The organism is Micromonospora sp. NPDC004551, from assembly GCF_040609975.1.
GTDB lineage: Bacteria > Actinomycetota > Actinomycetes > Mycobacteriales > Micromonosporaceae > Micromonospora.
Genome location: NZ_JBEXLM010000023.1, coordinates 60,899 through 77,391 on the forward strand (window position 1 = coordinate 60,899; position 16,493 = coordinate 77,391).

General features: G+C 72.8%; 14 protein-coding genes. 3 read left to right on the forward strand and 11 right to left on the reverse strand.

The window, feature by feature from the left end; all coding sequences use genetic code 11:
- Position 1: 1 nt before the first annotated feature.
- The 10 genes from ABZW14_RS24385 to ABZW14_RS24430 form a co-directional block, all read right to left on the reverse strand.
- On the reverse strand, positions 2-1,015 hold the full coding sequence (locus tag ABZW14_RS24385; RefSeq protein ID WP_355350624.1) for a cation diffusion facilitator family transporter: 1,014 nt from the start codon (positions 1,013-1,015) through the stop codon (positions 2-4).
- A gap of 28 nt (positions 1,016-1,043) precedes the next feature.
- Entirely contained in the window at positions 1,044-2,240 is a 1,197-nt protein-coding gene (locus ABZW14_RS24390; RefSeq protein WP_355350626.1) for an SIS domain-containing protein, read from the reverse strand.
- Positions 2,237-2,449, reverse strand: a complete 213-nt coding sequence (locus ABZW14_RS24395; protein ID WP_355350628.1) for a Trm112 family protein — start codon at positions 2,447-2,449, stop codon at positions 2,237-2,239. Before ABZW14_RS24395 ends, ABZW14_RS24390 begins: the two co-directional genes overlap by 4 nt.
- 430 nt (positions 2,450-2,879) lie before the next feature.
- Entirely contained in the window at positions 2,880-3,863 is a 984-nt protein-coding gene (locus ABZW14_RS24400; protein ID WP_355350630.1) for a hypothetical protein, read from the reverse strand.
- A gap of 355 nt (positions 3,864-4,218) precedes the next feature.
- On the reverse strand, positions 4,219-4,947 hold the full coding sequence (gene nfi / locus ABZW14_RS24405) for a deoxyribonuclease V (protein ID WP_355350632.1): 729 nt from the start codon (positions 4,945-4,947) through the stop codon (positions 4,219-4,221).
- On the reverse strand, positions 4,944-5,222 hold the full coding sequence (locus ABZW14_RS24410; RefSeq protein WP_355350634.1) for a hypothetical protein: 279 nt from the start codon (positions 5,220-5,222) through the stop codon (positions 4,944-4,946). Before ABZW14_RS24410 ends, nfi begins: the two co-directional genes overlap by 4 nt.
- Before the next feature lie 75 nt (positions 5,223-5,297).
- Positions 5,298-5,744, reverse strand: coding sequence for a hypothetical protein (locus tag ABZW14_RS24415; RefSeq protein ID WP_355350636.1), 447 nt, complete (start codon positions 5,742-5,744; stop codon positions 5,298-5,300).
- Positions 5,741-10,036 (reverse strand): toxin glutamine deamidase domain-containing protein, encoded by a 4,296-nt coding sequence (locus tag ABZW14_RS24420; protein WP_355350737.1) that lies wholly within the window; start codon positions 10,034-10,036, stop codon positions 5,741-5,743. Before ABZW14_RS24420 ends, ABZW14_RS24415 begins: the two co-directional genes overlap by 4 nt.
- A gap of 24 nt (positions 10,037-10,060) precedes the next feature.
- Positions 10,061-10,417 carry a hypothetical protein gene (locus tag ABZW14_RS24425; protein ID WP_355350638.1) on the reverse strand — a complete coding sequence of 119 codons (357 nt, stop codon included), beginning with the start codon at positions 10,415-10,417 and terminating at the stop codon, positions 10,061-10,063.
- A 5-nt stretch (positions 10,418-10,422) separates the two neighbouring features.
- Positions 10,423-10,842 carry a YbaB/EbfC family nucleoid-associated protein gene (locus ABZW14_RS24430; RefSeq protein ID WP_355350640.1) on the reverse strand — a complete coding sequence of 140 codons (420 nt, stop codon included), beginning with the start codon at positions 10,840-10,842 and terminating at the stop codon, positions 10,423-10,425.
- Positions 10,843-10,915: 73 nt separating this feature from the next.
- Here ABZW14_RS24430 and ABZW14_RS24435 point away from each other — a divergent pair, with 73 nt between their 5' ends.
- The gene (locus ABZW14_RS24435) at positions 10,916-12,142 is read left to right on the forward strand and encodes an SUKH-3 domain-containing protein (protein WP_355350642.1); all 1,227 of its coding nucleotides are present in this window, start codon (positions 10,916-10,918) and stop codon (positions 12,140-12,142) included.
- Between the two features lie 6 nt (positions 12,143-12,148).
- Here ABZW14_RS24435 and ABZW14_RS24440 read toward each other — a convergent pair whose 3' ends face one another.
- A complete protein-coding gene (locus ABZW14_RS24440) occupies positions 12,149-13,588 on the reverse strand; it encodes an aldehyde dehydrogenase family protein (protein WP_355350644.1) in 1,440 nt (479 codons plus the stop codon).
- 141 nt (positions 13,589-13,729) lie between these two features.
- Between ABZW14_RS24440 and ABZW14_RS24445 the strand changes: the two genes are divergently transcribed.
- Positions 13,730-15,166, forward strand: coding sequence for a gamma-aminobutyraldehyde dehydrogenase (locus ABZW14_RS24445; protein WP_355350646.1), 1,437 nt, complete (start codon positions 13,730-13,732; stop codon positions 15,164-15,166).
- 3 nt (positions 15,167-15,169) lie between these two features.
- The gene (gabT, locus tag ABZW14_RS24450; protein ID WP_355350648.1) at positions 15,170-16,438 is read left to right on the forward strand and encodes a 4-aminobutyrate--2-oxoglutarate transaminase; all 1,269 of its coding nucleotides are present in this window, start codon (positions 15,170-15,172) and stop codon (positions 16,436-16,438) included.
- The last annotated feature ends 55 nt before the right edge of the window (positions 16,439-16,493 follow it).

Below are 16,493 nucleotides of genomic sequence, written 5' to 3' on the forward strand. Positions count from 1 at the left end.
GTCAGCTCCCGGAACGTCCGGCGGTCTCGTCGGGGCCGGTTTCTCCATCCGGCTGCGGGACGGCGGTGGGCGCGGCCTGTCCGGTGCCCGCCCGGTCCGCGGCCGCGCTGTAGATGTCCGGCTCCAGGTAGATGACCCGGGCGATCGGCACCGCGGCGCGGATCCGCGCCTCGACGGCGTTGATGCCCCGGGCCACCTCCTCGGCGGTCTCGCAGGCCGGCACCCCGATCTTCGCGGCCACCATCAGCTCCTCCGGGCCCAGGTAGAGCGTCTTCATGTGGATGATGCGCTCGACCTCCGGCCCCTCGGTCACGGCCCGCTCGATTTTCGCCAGATCGTGGCGTTCCGCGCCCTCACCGAGCAGCAGGCTCTTGGTCTCGATGGCCAGCGTGACCGCGATGACCACCAGCAGCACGCCGATCATCCCGGTGCCGGCCGCGTCCCAGATGCCGTTGCCCGTGGCCAGCGTCATCCCCACGCCGAACAGCGCGAAAACCAGGCCGACCAGCGCGCCGAAGTCCTCCAGCAGCACCACCGGCAGCTCCGGAGCCTTGGCCCGGCGGATGAAACGCACCCAGGACTGGCTGCCCCGGATGTGGTTGGACTCCTTGATGGCCGTCCGGAACGAGAAGCCCTCCATGACGATCGCGATCACCAGGACCGCCACCGGGACCCACTGCCAGCTGGTGATCGGCTCCGGATGCTGAGCCTTGTGGTACGCCTCGTACAGCGCGAAGAGGCCACCGAGGCTGAACAGCACGATCGCCACGATGAACGCGTAGATGTAGCGCTCCCGGCCGTAGCCGAACGGGTGTTCCGGGGTGGCCTCGCGCTTGGCCCGCCGGCCGCCGAGCAGCAGCAGGCCCTGGTTGCCCGAGTCGGCGACCGAGTGGATCGACTCGGCCAGCATCGACGAGGAGCCGGTCAGCAGGAACGCGATGAACTTGGTGACGGCGATGCCGACGTTGGCCGCCAGGGCCGCGACGATCGCCCGGGTCCCACCGTTTGCGCTCATGCCTCTCCCCGCCCGATGCCGCACGTGCTCACTGGTTCGCCAGCTCCTTCATCTCGGTGATGGCCGGCACGGCCATCGGATCCAGTCCGTGTGCCAGGGCGAGGTAGACCGAGGCGAAGTCCGGAACCGCCATCAGCGAGGCGAGCCGCTCCAGCGCGGAACCGCCCTCCGCGGTCACCACGTCGCAGCGCACCCCGCGCCGCTCGGCGAGGGTCTGCACCGCGTCCGCACGGCGCTCCTCAACGGCCAGCGGCTCGTCGGTGTCGTCCTCGGCGTTCAGGCCGCCGTCGCGCAGCAGCACCAGCCGCAGCCGGGTGGCGTCGCCGTCGGTCTCCTCCGGGTCGGCGAAGATGTCCCGCTCCCCCTCGACCAGGCCGCCGAAGACGCCGTCGAGCAGGCCGACCCGCCCCCGGCCCGCCTCGCCCAGCGCCCCCGTGACCACCGGGTAGCGGGCGTTGGCAGAGAGCGTGTCACCGAAGCGGCGAGCCGCCACGGTGGCCAGCGGCGACGAGCCCCACACGATCGGGATCGAACCGGACAGGCCCAGGGCCAGCGACTTCGCCGGGTTGACGAAGGACTCGGCGGTGGGCCGGCACCGGTCGGCGTCGGCGTCCAGCCGGGCCGCGGTCTCGGCCAGGTCCGCCTCGTTCACCTTCACCAGCCCGAGCGTACGGGCGGCGAGCAGGACCGGCACGGTGAGCGCCCAGAGGCTCGCCCGGGCCGGCGCGCGCCGGGGCACCGGGATGAACGGCGCGCGGGCCCGCTCGGCCACCGACTGGAGCTGCGAGTCCGGGGCACCGACGGCGACCAGGCGGGCGCCCCGCCGGTGGGCGGCCTCGGCGGCGCCCAGCGCCTCGGGGCTGCGGCCGGAGGCGCTCACCGCGATGACCACGTCCGCCGCGCCGACCCACCCCGGCACACCGGCGCTGCGGTGCGGGATGACCGGCACGGGGCAGCGCGGCCCGGCCACCGTGGCCAGCACGTCGCCGGTCCGCCCGGCGGTGCCGATACCCGCGATGACCACCGCCCGAGGACGGCCCTCGTCGGCGAGCACGGTCAGGTTCGCCTCGGCGGCCAGCGCCGCCGACTCACGGACCTGGGCACCCGCGGCGGCGGTGAACCGCAGCATCCCGCCCGGGTCCTGCTCGGCCAGCCGGTCCGGATCGTCCAGCAGTGACTCGTCCGCGTGCCGGTGCCCGCTGACCCCGGCCGTACCCTCCATCATCGCGGCGACCCGGAGCCGCCGCGTGCGTCATCCGCCGCAGGGCCCCCGCGCGCCTCGTCGAGGAGCAGCACCGGGACGTCGTCCCGCACCTCGAAGATCCGACCGCACTCGGTGCAGGTCAGCGTCTGGGCCTGCGCGTCGTAGTCGAGCGGTGCGTGGTGCGTGTCCGGGCAGGCGAGGATCTCCAGCAACTGCGGGTCCAGGGCCACGGCGCGGCTCCTTCCACGTATGTGGTCTCACCGGTCGGCGGTGCCGTCCGGCGCACGCGATCTTATCGGCGAACCGGCGCGGGCACCGCGCCACATCTCGGCACCCGGCAACCGGCGTGCGGCGGCCATATCAGGTCGCCGTCACCCAGGGTCACCGTAACCCCCGGCAACGGCCGCGTTCCGGCTCAGCGGAGGAGCACCGTGATGGCGGCGCGAGTCCCGGCCGAGCGGGGCAGCAGGGGCGAGGCGGGCTCCGCGAGGCGGCGCGGGCTCCGGCCCAGCTCGGAGCGCGGGCGTGTCGACGCAGGTTCCGGCTCAGCGCGGCAGCACGGGTGCGCTGTGTCGGTTCCGGCTCAGCAGGGCAGCGTCAGCGTGGGGTCGCGGGTTCGGGCTCAGCGGGCGGCGTGGGTGTGGGGTCGCGGGTTCCGGTTCAGCGGGGCACGCGGGGCAGCACGGTGGTGGCGTCGCCACCCGCGGCGGCCGGTGGCTCGCCGTCCGGCCCGTCGGTCGTGGCCGCGGGGGCGCCGTAGACGTTCCCGGTCGGCCGCGGCGCCGGGGCGGGCGGCTGCTGCCCGTACACCTGACCGGCGGGCGCGCCCGAACGGTAGGTCGTACTGCTGCGCGGCAGCGGGACCGGCGGGTGGTCGGCGCCCGGCTGCCCGTCGGTCTTCTCCGCGCGGCTGCGGCGGACCAGCAGCACGATCAGCGCGACGCCGACGAGCACCAGTGCGATGCCGAACCACATGATCGGGGAACCTCCGGAGGACGAGTCGTCGGCCGCGGTGCCGGCGGCCGGGTCGAGCGCGGCGGCCACCGCCGAGGTGGTGTCGGCCTCGACCGGCGTGGTCGCGACCGCGCTCGGGGTGGGCGTCGGCGACGGCTTGCGAGACGGCGTCGGGCTGGGGCTGGCGGTGGGCTCCGCGCCCACCACGCGCGCCGAGGTGGCGGCCCGGCCGAGTTGGCGGCCGTTCGCGGCGCTCGCCTCGCCGGCCACGGTCAACCGCCCGCCGGCCGTGCCGGCCAGGAAGGCCACCCGGTAGCGGACCGTGATCCCCTTGCCCTTGCACAGGGCCGCGTTGGCGGGCGAGGTCTGTGCCGTGGCGACCGCGCCGCCACCACCCGACACCGGCACGGGCACCCATCGGCCGCCGGTGGCCACCTGCACCTGGACCTGGTCCGCCCGCAGCCCGTCGAGGCGCAGCCCCAACGCGGTGCGGAGCAGCACGCAGCCGTCCGTACGCTTGCGCACCTCGATCGCCACCGTGCCCGCCGAGGCACCCGCGGTGAAGCGGCTGGCCGAGCGCACCTCCACCCGGTCGTCGGCGGCCAGCGCCGGGGACGCCGCGGCGGCCAGCAGGCCGCCCAGCATCGCGCCGACCGTGGCCCACCGCGCCGCGTGCCGCCTCACCGACATCTCCACCTCACCGTTTCCGCCCCGGACGGGATCCGCGGGTCAGGTTACTACCGGGCCCGAGGGGCACCCGCCCATCGAGCGCCCCGCATGTGTGCAGCGACACCCTGCAGCACCCGCTCCATCCTCGACGCGACCCGCCCCTCCCGCATGATCACTTCCGCTGGGCCGGTCCGGGTCGGACCGGGTCGACGCCGCCCGCAGGCCCGCAGGCCGGGTCGCTGCCGCCCGGCCGGTGGGCCGAGCGATGACGCCGCGAGATCTTGGAGACTCACCGTTCGCTGCGAACGGTAAGTCTCCAAGATTCACATCGGCGTACGCGCAAGATCGACGCCAACACCGTGCAGCGGCTGGCTGGTCAAGCGCTCGCGGCCGGGCCGCCGTTGTCGTCCGGTGCAGCGGCTGCGCGGGCGGCGGAAAGGGCCCGGCGGCAGAGCCGGTCGGCCGTCCGCGTGGTCTCCGGCAGCCGGAACCGGGGCGTCAGGGCCAGCGCCCGGTCGACCGCGTTGTCCAGACTCATCCGGTGCCCGACGCTGACGAAGACCGGCTTCACCCCGTCCCGGGTCCGCAACACCCGGCCCACCACCTCGCCGCCGTCCCGCAGCGGCGTCCAGGCGCCCCGCTCCACCGCCGGCTCGTCCCAGACGCCGACCAGCGGCGTCTTCCCCACCCCGATCGCCGGCAGCCCGGTGACCAGCCCGAGATGGCAGGCCAGCCCGAACCGGCGCGGATGCGCCAACCCGTGCCCGTCGCAGACCAGCAGGTCGGGCCGGACAGCTAACCGCTCCAGGGCCGCCAGCAATGCCGGCAGCTCACGAAAGGCGAACAACCCGGGCACGTAGTCGAACGCCGGCCGGCCCACACTCACCGCCTCGTCCACCACGTCGAGGGTGGCCGCGTCCAGCACCGTGACGGCCGCCGCGAGCCGGTCACCGCTCTCGGCGTAGGCGACGTCCAGCCCGGCGACCGTCGCGGGCGCGGTCGGCCCCGGGCCGACCAGGTCGACCAGTGGCCGCAACTCCTCCTGTACGCGCAGCGCCTCCGCCACGTCGGTCGGCTGCCGGTACGGGACTCCCCCGCCCGTCACGGCCTACCGCCGTCCCGGTCGGCGGCGCGGCGGACGTCCAGCCCGACGCCGTGGCCCAGCCCGCTGCTCTGGTGCGGTCCCCAATCGGCGTCAGGGTCGGATTGCGCGGTCTCGTTGCGGGCGGCGGTCTTGGTGAGGGCGATCCCGAAGGCCAGGCCGATGGCGGTTCCGAAGGCCACCCCGCCCGCGCCGCCGATGGTGAGCAGGCCGATCACCAGGCCGGTCAGCAGGCCCGCGATCCAGAAGGCCACCTGACGCCCCGACGAACCCGTCATCCGGTCACCGTAACTGTCCGGCGCGACTCGCTCCCCGACGCGGCCGTCGATCATTCGCCGCGTAGGTCAGTGGCATCAGGAGACGGCCGTGGCGATGGTCGGGTCGGCGCCGGGATCGCCGGCCTGCTGAAGCTGCTCCTCGAACATCACGAAGGTCCGCCGACGAATCCCGGTGATGAGTGCAGCCTCCTGGGTTGTGTAAGCACGTCCTTCCGCAATGGCCACATCTTCGATGGCCATCACCGTCTCGTAGAGCGCAAAGACCGGCCCATCGCCCTTGGTGTAGCGCCCCCGCTCCTCTTCCACCCGCTGAACGAACCGATCAGCCGAGCGGACGAAGATGTCGCCTCCCATGGCGAAGAGGATCTCATCAATGAGGTCATTCGCCGGCCGCCAGCCGCCGGTCTCCCTGTGCAACCGCCATGCAGCGAGCCCTCCCTCGGGCGTCGGCACAATTTTCACCGGCGTGTCGTAATAGTCGTAGTACCCGGTGCGAGTCAAGCCGTCCGTCGTCTCCGTCATTCCCATCCGCCACTCAAGGTCGACTGGAGCGCAGCCCAGAAGTGCTCACGCTGGCGCTGAACGATGCCTCTGCGGATCGCCGACTCCGCCGCAGCCAGGATACGTCCCTGTTCGCGGGGTACCGCGCCGAGATCGCGCCACACCTCGAACAGCGAGTGCTCCCACTCCGTAACCTGGTCGAGGGCGGCCAGTTGCAGCCGGAACTCCGCGATATGCCCCGCCGAAGTCCGCACCAGGAATTGAATGTCCCGATAACCGCTGTCCTGTGGCTCGCGGAACCGGTCTTCGAACCTCACCACCTGCATCTGCAAATTCGATTTGAGGTGCGCCAGCCCTAAGTAGAGATCGTCAAGGGTTCGATAGGAGACGCGGCCGGCTGCGAGGTCCCGAAGACGAGAAGCGTTCCCGCCGTGCTTCGCCACCTTGTCTTCTGCCCGCGTACGCTCTTTGGGTCCGGGTCGTGGCTGATACTCGGCCCCACTCGATGACATGCCGGCCAGCTCACGGCCGAGCGAGTCAAGCTCCTGCTGCGCCGTCTCGGCGGCCTCGTACAGATGGTCCAGATACTGCCCTCGATATGCCAGGTCGCCGGACCGCGCTTCATCGAACCCTGGTTGCAAGGCCACAGGCCGCTCGCCGTCGAAGTGAGCACTCACCGCGACCTGCTCCTGGGTGAGCGGTGTGGGCTCGACAGGCGGTGTCGGTGTTGTCGCGACAACGGCGGCACCCCGCTGCGCGATGTCGTCCAGCACCTCGCCCAGGACGTCGATTGCCTTCTCATGGGTGGCCAGGTGGTGGAGGGTGACCGGGCGGGCCGTCAGCGAGTTGGCGAGTTCCGGCGTCGACAGGATCATCCGGACCAGGTCGGGCCGTTGCGCGAGCTGCCGTACCAGGGTCTCGGCAAGCAGTTCCTCACGTCGGGGTGGCGCCTCCCACGTGTGGTCGAGCATCTGCCGGACGCGCGGGTCGGCAAGCAGTTGCGTCAGGTCGCCGGCCGCCGCCGCATCCAACTCCGGCACCAGTCGCTGCAGCGTCGGCCCGTCAACGTGTTGCGCCAGCTCGACCGGCGTCACCCCGGCGGCGAACACCTCGTCCAGGCTTCCGCTCGCGGCCAGCGCATCCCGGACGTACAGGCCCGCGGCGATCCGGTCGGCGTGCGCATCGCGGTGCGCATTGCGCAGCTGGACCGCCTCCGGCTCCGCGTCCGGAGCGCTGCCGGGGACCGAGGTGCCGTCCGGCCGGTGAAAGGTGGTGGACTCGCCGAGCAGGTGGACGTGGTTGAAGTCCGGGGAATCTCCCTCGTCCGCAGGCGGTGGCGGGGCAGGTGGTCGGGGTGGCGACGGTGGTTCCACCGGGTCGGGCAAAACGGTGTAGTCACCCGGCGGCCGACCGGCGAGTGGCATCGGCCGGCCGTCGGGGCCGAGAACCAGCGCGTCGAGGCCCATGACGTTGTGGGGACTCCGCATGCCGCTGTGGGTGTAGAGCGGGCTTCCGCTCACCCTGCCCATCTGCGGGTCGAGGTAGAGGATGGTGCCGTTCTGGTTCAGCGCCACCCAGGCGTGCGAGCCGCCGCCCTCCAGGCCGGTGATGAGGAAGGCGTAGCTCCCATGGCCGCCGGCGGACAACTGCGCGTGCAGGTCGCGGTAACCGTCCTCGATCACGTCACGCGTCTCGTGGTCCGGGGCGCCCGGCACGGCAGCGGGGCAGAGGTTCTGGAACCGCCCGCCGGTGGTCTCCTCGACCCGGCGAGGTCCGTCCGCCTCGCCGTCCACCGGTCTGTGCACGTCCCCTAGGAGGTAGCCGTCGAAGGTACGCGGCGCGGACACCCGCGGCCTGCCGTGCATCCAGGTCTCGAAGAGCGACAGCGTGCAGTCCAGGCAGTTGATCCCTCGGGTGGCGTCCGCGGCGGGACCACCGTCGTTCGCCAACCGGAACCACCCGCCCTCGCGGGGATCGGGGGTCCGCACCACACTGCCGTCGGGGTTACGCGGCATCTGCCGCTCCAGGTCGGTCTGGTGCAGCGCGAGGGGTGGCCGGAGCCCGCCCCGCCTGCCGTACCGGCGGGAGCGGTCGATCGGCGGTGGATGGCCGTGGCCGGTGAGCGCCGAGTGGTCGGCCGTCTCCACAGCACCCGGCGCGAGGTCGGCGACATCGTCATTGATCCGGTAGAAGTCGAGGTCGTCCTCGACCATCACCTCGGTGGGCACCACCGATCCAGCGATGACCCGCCGCGCCTCCTCGCGCAGTTCGAGGGCCTCGACGCTGGCTTCGTGTGCCTCCCGATGCCACCGGGCGGCAGCCAGGTCCCGGCCGTCTCGGCGGAGCTCGGTGGCCTGTGCTGCCCAGTCGCTGGCCCGCTCCTCGTGGTAGTCGGCGCGCTCCCGAAGCCAGTCCGCCCTCTGCTGGCGCCGGCTCTCCTCGTACCACTCCCGCTGCGACCGGAGATAGCCGTGGTATCGGCGTCTATCGAGCGCCTCTCGCTCGGAGGCAAGCCGCGCGGCCCGTTCCGGGGGTGTCGCCCGGCGCGGCGGCAGTGGATCAAAGGGACCGGGCAGCGCGGGCGGGGGGTCGGACACGGGACGCTGGGGGGCCAGCGCCTCAAGTAGAGGGAAACGAGGATTCGGTGCGGGTCGAGGGTCGGGTCCGGCGGCCGACCTCCCCGGCGTCGGGTCATGGGTGGGGGCGACGTGCGGGTGCGTCGCCGGAGCAGCCACCGGTCCGGCATGCCTGGTCACGGCGCCCACCGGTGCGTGGTCCGGCGGTGCGGACATCGACCCCTGCGACTGGGAAGCAACGGCGGCAGGCAGGCCTGCCACGCTCGGCGCGGCCGCCGCCTGCACCGGCGCCATCTGGTTCGATGTCGCGATGTCGGGCAGCCCGGCGACCCGGACCGGACCGGACTTCACATCGGCGGTATCGGCGTAGGGTGCCTCGACAGCCACGGACGAGAGCGTCGGGCTGACGGTTGCCTCCACCGTCGCTGGACGCGGCGTCACCTCCGCGTTCGATCGGCCCGTCGCCACCTCCACCTCCACCGGATGAACTGGCGGAGTGTCGATACCCGGCCCGGCATGCTCCGCGTCGACGGACGGGAGGTGCACCGGGGCCGGCCCATCGCCGACGTGCGACGCCGGAGGGGCCGGAAGAGGATCGACGGCCCCACCGTGCGGCGCCGGTCCGGAATCCCCGAGAAGCGGGGCCGGATCCGGCATCCGGGGGGAGGGGATCGGGCCGGCCGCACCGCCGGACGGCGGTAGCCCCAGGTCCACCGGCTGCGTGGGAAGGCCGGCCAGCTTCTCGTCGAGCCGATGGTGCAGGGCGCTGTCGGCCTGCCCGGTGGCCGAACCGCTGGCGCCGGAGGCCGCGGCCCGCGCGAGGTCCTCCAGCGACAGGTCCTGACCAGTGGCGAGCCCCGCCGCGCTCTCGGCCAGGGTCTCCCCGGCCATCTCCCGCCCGAACCGCTCGCCGACCTGGGCGAACCGCCCGTGCGCGTGCCGCCCGAGGCCGGCCAGCGGCGCCGCTGCGCCGCCCGCGAAGCCACCGAGCCCCGACTTGCCCACATCGGTGAGGTCCAGGCCGTCCCGCCGACCGGTGGAGTTCTGGTACGCCTGGGTCGCCAGGCTGGTGCCCGCCTCCTGCCCCGCCTCGACCAGCCCGCCCAGCACGGCCCGTCGGGCGAGCCCGCGAGCCCCGCTCTTGACGACCTCCTTGGCGGCCCGCTCGCCGGCCTCCTTCAACCCTTCCTTGACGGCCTTGCGGGCCAGTTGAGCAACGAGACGTCTGAAGATCTGCTGCACGGCGACCCGGCTGGCCGTGATGGCGGCGCCGGCCGCCGGCGAGGCGGCGCCCAGGGTCAGCACGGTGGCCACCGCGAGCGAGAGCAGTTCGACGACCAGGATGCCCAGCTCGATCCAGGCTTCGAGCTTGGCGCCCTCGATGTCGCAGCCGCACGAGTCGACCAGCTTGCCCAGCTCGCCGGTCGCGGCCACGAGCACGTGCAGCGGGGCGTCCTCGCCGTCGGCGACCTTGCCCCACGCGATGTCGAACGCCTGCGCCACCAGGCCGACGCCGCCGTATCCACCGCGGACCTCGCCGGCGGCGGTGACGGCGTCGTTCCGCGGGCCGGCCAGGACGTCAGCGACCCCGTACCACTGGTCGGCCAGGTCCCAGACGGCGCGTTCGTTCCCCTCCGGCCACTCGACACCGACCACCCAGTCCAGTGCCTCGTAGATCCAGCCGGGCACGTCCCAGGGGCAGTAGTCGAGCGGATGCGGGATCGGGCTGGGCAGCATGCTCACGCGCGGATCCTCCGGTGGTCAGCGCCAGGGCCGGTGCGGGTTGTGCTGCTGGTGCGGGATCTCGCCAAGCTGGCGGGCGTTGGTCAGGTCGGTCTCGACCGTGGCGACGACGGAACGCACCACGTCGGCGCCCAGCCCTTCGAGCGAACGGCCGAGGATCCCCCAGGCCCGCAGGAGGGTCTCCGCGAAGCCCTGGTAGTGCTTGTCGAAGGCGGCACCGATGTCGTCCCGACCCCACGGCCGCTGCGCGCCGGCCGCCGCGATCGGGTCGCCCGACGCCCGCCGGGAGCCGGTGACGGCCTCCCCGGCCAGGACCAGGTCGGCGCCGCCGCGCCGGGCCCGGTCCGGGTCCAGCCAGATCTCCCCGTCGGCCATGGCCGTCACTCGCCGCGTGACAGAACCGCGTCGGACCGGCCCAGCAGGGCGCCGAAATCATGGGTACGCAGGAACTCCACCGACGGCGAGCCGGGCGGCAGGTAGCCGGCGACCAGTTCGCGGGTCGCGGTGACCGCGGCGCCGGATGCCCGCCGCACGGTATCGGTGATCTTGCGACTCAGCGCCTTGGCGTCGCGGTCGTGGAACACCGAGGGCGCGACCTCGACACTGATCAGCTCACCGCGGGCACCGACAACCGCCGTGACCTGCCCGTCGTCGGAGCGCTCGGTCACCTGCAGCTCGGCCAGCCTGGCCTGGAGTTCGTCCAAACCGGACCGAAGTCGCTGGTACTGGCCGTACACCTCATCGAACCGCGCACGCAGCGCGCGGTTCGCGTCCCGGTCCGCGCTCTCGGCCACCGCCACTCCCTTCGTCACCGTCAGTAGGGCCGACCATACCGGGCGCCACGGAATCCGTGGGGTCCGGTAACTTCAGGCTGTGATCGAACGACAGCAGGCCGAACAGCTCGCCGCCGTCTGGGCCCGACGGGATTCCGAACGGCTGGGCTTCCCGTGCACGCCGGTGGTCGAGGAGTTCGATCTGGGCTACCTGGTCATGTCCACTGTGGCCACCGCTGCCCGCGCCGTGCCCGGTGACCTGCCGACCACGGTCATCGACAAGGAGACCGGCGAGGTGTCGACCTGGCCGCGGGTGCCGGCCACCGTCGTCGAGCAGATGTTCCGGCAGCGCCGGCCGACCGCGCCACGCGCGCCGCGCACGGTCGACCCGGCTGACCAACTGCTCCGGGAGATCACCCGGTTGCCCACGCCCGGCACCGCGGCGCATCTCACTCTCGACGGTCGCACATTCGTCGCGCAGGGCGCCAAGGGCGACGCCGAGATGCACCACCACCCGCTGGTCCGGTCCTATCTGGACGACCTACGACCGGGTCACCTGGTCCGGGGCGGCGAGCGGCACGCCGAGATGATCGTCGTCTCCGACGTCCTTCATGAGCACGACCATGAACGCGCGGCCTCCTCCTCGCTGGACCTCGAAGAGGCCAGATCGGTTCTCGGTGAGGCTCGAATGGAGTTCTTCCGCATCCGGGAACCGGGCGACCCGGCAGGCGGCCCGGGCGAACTACGCTGCGACTCCTGCATCCGGTTCCTGGTGCACTTCAACCTCCTCCCCTGGTCCGCACTGGCCTATGCCGAGGAGTGGCATGTGGAGCCGCAGAGCGACCCCGAGCCGGGCCGTTTTCCCGTCGAGGTAGCGAGCGCGCTCGTAGTCGCAGGCTGGCGCCCTCACTTCGGCGACGAGGTGTCAGCCGCCGCCTCCATCCGAAAGGTCACGGAGGTCAGCGGGAGGCGCAGCGCACATCACGCCTTTCCGGCCGCCGCGGAGGCCATCACCGCTTTTCCTGGCCTGGTGAGCGCGCGGCAAGGACCGGGGGAAGCGGTCTGGATCTCCCGCTTCGAGATCCGCCCCCGCAAGATGGCCCACAGTGCCGACACGCTCGCGGATTTCGGCGCGGTGCTCGGCGTCCGGCTGTTCCCGCTCGGCAGCGAGCGCCAGGAGAGCATCCTCGCCGTCGACGAGCTCGGCCGGATCTTCGCCCTCGATCAGGCCGGCGAGTGGTTCCTCGGCCCGGACATCGACGCCGCACTCACCACCCTGCTGCTCGGTCGCGCCCCCGCGCGCGTCCGCGACGACGGCACCTGGTGAGCACCGCTACAGCTTCACCCCGGTCAGCACCATGACCCGCGGCTCGGTGTAGTCGTCCATGGCGCTGCGCAGCCCCTCCCGGCCCACGCCCGAGCCCTTCACCCCGCCGTACGGCATCTGGTCGGCCCGGTACGACGGCACGTCCCCGACGATCACCCCGCCGACCTCCAGCGTCCGGGCCGCGAGGAAGGCGGTCTGCAGGTTGTGGGTGAACACGCCGGCCTGCAACCCGTACGCCGAGTCGTTGACCGCGGCGAACGCGGCCTCGGCGTCGGTGACCGGGGCGACCACCAGCACGGGCCCGAACACCTCCTCGGTGCTGACCTTGGCCGACGACGGCACCCCGCTGAGGACGGTCGGCGGGTAGGTGGCGCCGTCGCGCCGCCCGCCGACCTCGATGGTGGCGCCGGCGGCGACCGCCTCGTCGACCCACGCCTCGACGCGTTCCGCCGCCTCGACGGAGACCAGCGGTCCCACGTCGGTCAGGTCGGAGGCCGGGTCGCCGGTGCGCAGTTCCTCGACGGCCGCGACGAGCCGGGGCAGGAAGCCGTCGTAGAGCCATTCGTGCACGTACACCCGCTGCACCGCGATGCAGGACTGCCCGGCCTGGTAGTTGGAGAAGGTGGCGATGCGGTGCGCGGCGAAGGTGAGGTCCCCGTCCGACGCCCAGTCCTCGCAGATCACCGCGGCGGCGTTGCCGCCGAGTTCGAGGGTGACGTGCTTGTCGGGGGCGGCCCGGCGGATGGCCGCGCCGACCGGCCCGGATCCGGTGAACGACACGACGGGCAGCCGGGGGTCGGCGACCAGGTCGGCGGCGCGGTCGTTGGGCAGCGGCAGCACCGAGAACATCCCCTCGGGCAGGTCGGTCTCGGCCAGGATCTCGCCGAGCAGCAGCGCGGAGAGCGGGGTGGCCGGGGCCGGCTTGACCACGACGGGGGCGCCGACCGCGATGGCCGGGGCGACCTTGTGCGCGACCAGGTTCAGCGGGAAGTTGAACGGCGTGATCCCCAGGACGGGGCCGCGCGGCACCCGCCGCACCAGCGCGATCCGCCCGGTGGCCGCCGGGTCGGTGTCGAGGCGTTGCAGTTCGCCGGAGAAGCGCCGGGCCTCCTCGGCGGCCCACCGGAAGGTGGAGACGGCGCGGCCCACCTCGGCCTTCGCCCATTTCACCGGCTTGCCGTTCTCGGCGGTGATCAGCGCGGCGACCTCGTCGGCGCGGTCGGCCAGCCGCCGGGAGACGTGGTCGAGGGCCGTCGCGCGGACGTGCGCGGGCAGGGCCGCGGCCGCCGCGGCCACCTCGGCGGCTGCCGCGACGGCGGCTTCGACCTGGTCGGGCGTGGCGAGGGTGGTACGCCCCACCTCCCGGCCGTCGTACGGGTGAATGACGGTCAGCTCACCCTCGCCGTGGGCGGGGCGGCCGGCGACATAGAAGGCTCTCGGCTCCACGCTCGGCAGCGTAGACCACGTAAGGCCGCGCGGAAACAGTTGCTCAAACCCTTGTCTGCCTCGGATTCAGTAGCCAAGATGGCAGTCAGATTGCGATAACCTCCGCTGACCTTCCCCCCGGCCACCCTTCGGAGACATCTGATGAGCGATCAGCAGCAGCTGCGCAACTTCGTCAACGGCGAGTACGTCGACCCGGTGGACGGCGGCTTCGCCGACCTGATCGACCCGTGCACCGGCGAGGTCTTCGCCCAGGCGCCGGTCTCCGGGGCGGCGGACGTGGACGCGGCCATGAAGGCGGCCGCCGCCGCGTTCGAGACCTGGCGGGACGCCACCCCGGGCGAGCGGCAGAAGGCCCTGCTGAAGCTCGCCGACGCGGTGGAGGCCCGGGCGGCCGAGTTGGTCGACGCCGAGGTCCGCAACACCGGCAAGCCGCGCCAGCTCACGGCGGACGAGGAGCTGCCGCCGGCGGTGGACCAGTTCCGGTTCTTCGCGGGCGCCGCCCGCCTGCTGGAGGGGCGGTCGGCCGGCGAGTACATGGCCGGGCACACCTCGTACGTGCGGCGCGAGCCGATCGGCGTCTGCGCCCAGGTCACGCCCTGGAACTACCCACTCATGATGGCGGTCTGGAAGATCGCTCCGGCGCTGGCGGCCGGCAACACGGTCGTGCTCAAGCCGTCGGACACCACCCCGGTGTCGACGCTGTTGCTGGCCGAGATCGCGTCCGAGTTCCTCCCGCCGGGCGTGTTCAACGTGGTCTGCGGCAACCGGGACACCGGCCGTGCGCTGGTGTCGCACCCGACCCCGCAGTTCGTGTCGATCACGGGGTCGACCCGGGCCGGCATGGAGGTCGCCGCGGCGGCCGCGCCGGACCTCAAGCGGACCCACCTGGAGCTGGGCGGCAAGGCCCCGGTCGTGATCTTCGACGACGCGGACGTGGCGGCGGCGGCTGAGGCCATCGCGGTGGGCGGGTACTTCAACGCCGGCCAGGACTGCACGGCCGCCACCCGGGTGCTGGCCGGGCCGGGCATCCACGACGACTTCGTGGCCGCCCTCGCGGAGCAGGCCCGCAACACGAAGACCGGCGCGCCGGACGACGAGGACGTGCTCTACGGCCCGCTGAACAACGCCAACCAGCTCGCCCGGGTGCGGGGCTTCGTGGACCGGCTGCCGGACCACGCGAAGGTCGACACCGGCGGCTCGCAGGTCGGCGAGCGCGGCTACTTCTACGCCCCGACCGTGGTGTCCGGGGTCCGGCAGGCCGACGAGATCATCCAGGACGAGGTGTTCGGCCCGGTCATCACCGTGCAGCGCTTCTCCGACGAGGACGAGGCGGTGCGCTGGGCCAACGGCGTGGACTACGGCCTCTCGGCCTCGGTATGGACGAAGGACCACGGCCGGGCCATGCGGATGACCCGCCGGCTGGACTTCGGCTGCGTCTGGGTGAACACCCACATCCCGTTCGTCTCGGAGATGCCGCACGGCGGCTTCAAGCACTCCGGGCACGGCAAGGACCTCTCGGTCTACAGCCTGGAGGACTACACCCGGATCAAGCACGTCATGCACAACATCGAGGGCTGACCCATGTCCAGCGAGGAACTGCACAAGCGCCGCGGGGCGGCCGTGGCCCGGGGCGTCGGCAGCACGATCACCTCCTACGTCGACCACGCGGGCGGCGGGACGATCACCGACGTCGAGGGGCGGGAGTGGATCGACTTCGCGGCCGGAATCGCGGTCGCCAACGTGGGCAACTCGGCGCCGCGGGTGGTCGAGGCGGTCCGGGCGCAGGCCGAGCGCTTCACCCACACCTGCTTCATGGTGGCGCCCTACGAGTCGTACGTGGCCGTCTGTGAGCAGCTCAACGCGCTGACCCCGGGCGACTTCGAGAAGCGCTCGGCGCTGTTCAACTCGGGCGCCGAGGCGGTGGAGAACGCCGTGAAGATCGCCCGGCACGCCACCGGGCGGCCGGCCGTGGTGGTCTTCGACCACGCGTACCACGGCCGGACCAACCTGACCATGGCGCTGACCGCGAAGAACATGCCGTACAAGCACCGGTTCGGGCCGTTCGCCGGTGAGGTCTACCGGGTGCCGATGTCGTATCCGTTGCGCGACGGCGGCCTCGACGGGGCGACCGCGGCGGCGCGGGCCGTGGAGATGGTGGAGAAGCAGGTCGGCGCCGAGAACGTGGCGGCGCTGCTGATCGAGCCGATCCAGGGTGAGGGCGGTTTCGTGGTGCCGGCGGAGGGGTTCCTCCCGGCACTGCGCGAGTGGGCGACCGCCGCTGGGGTGGTGTTCGTCGCCGACGAGATCCAGACCGGGTTCTGCCGGACCGGCGACTGGTTCGCCTGCCAGCACGAGGGCGTGGAGCCGGACCTGATCACTCTGGCCAAGGGCATCGCCGGCGGGCTGCCGCTCGCCGCGGTCACCGGCCGGGCCGAGCTGATGGACGCCGTGCACGTCGGCGGCCTCGGCGGGACGTACGGCGGCAACCCGATCGCCTGCGCCGCCGCGCTCGCGGCCATCGAGACCATGCACGAGCTGGACCTGGCCGCCGCGGCCCGGCGGATCGGCACGGTCATGGTCGACCGGCTGCGCGCGATCGCCGACCGCGACCCGCGCGTCGCGGAGGTACGCGGCCGGGGCGCCATGCTCGCCGTGGAGATCGTCCAGCCGGGCACGCTGACCCCGGACCCGGCCGCCACGGCGGCGATCTCGGCGGCCTGCCACGCGGCCGGGCTGCTCACCCTCACCTGCGGCACCTACGGCAACGTGCTGCGGTTCCTGCCGCCGCTCGTCATCTCCGACGACGAGCTGGCCCGTGGCCTGGACATCCTGGACGCGGCCTTCGGCTGATCGACGGTCAGCCGGTGTACGTGGAACACCATGGGTCCCGATCCCCCCAGGAGCG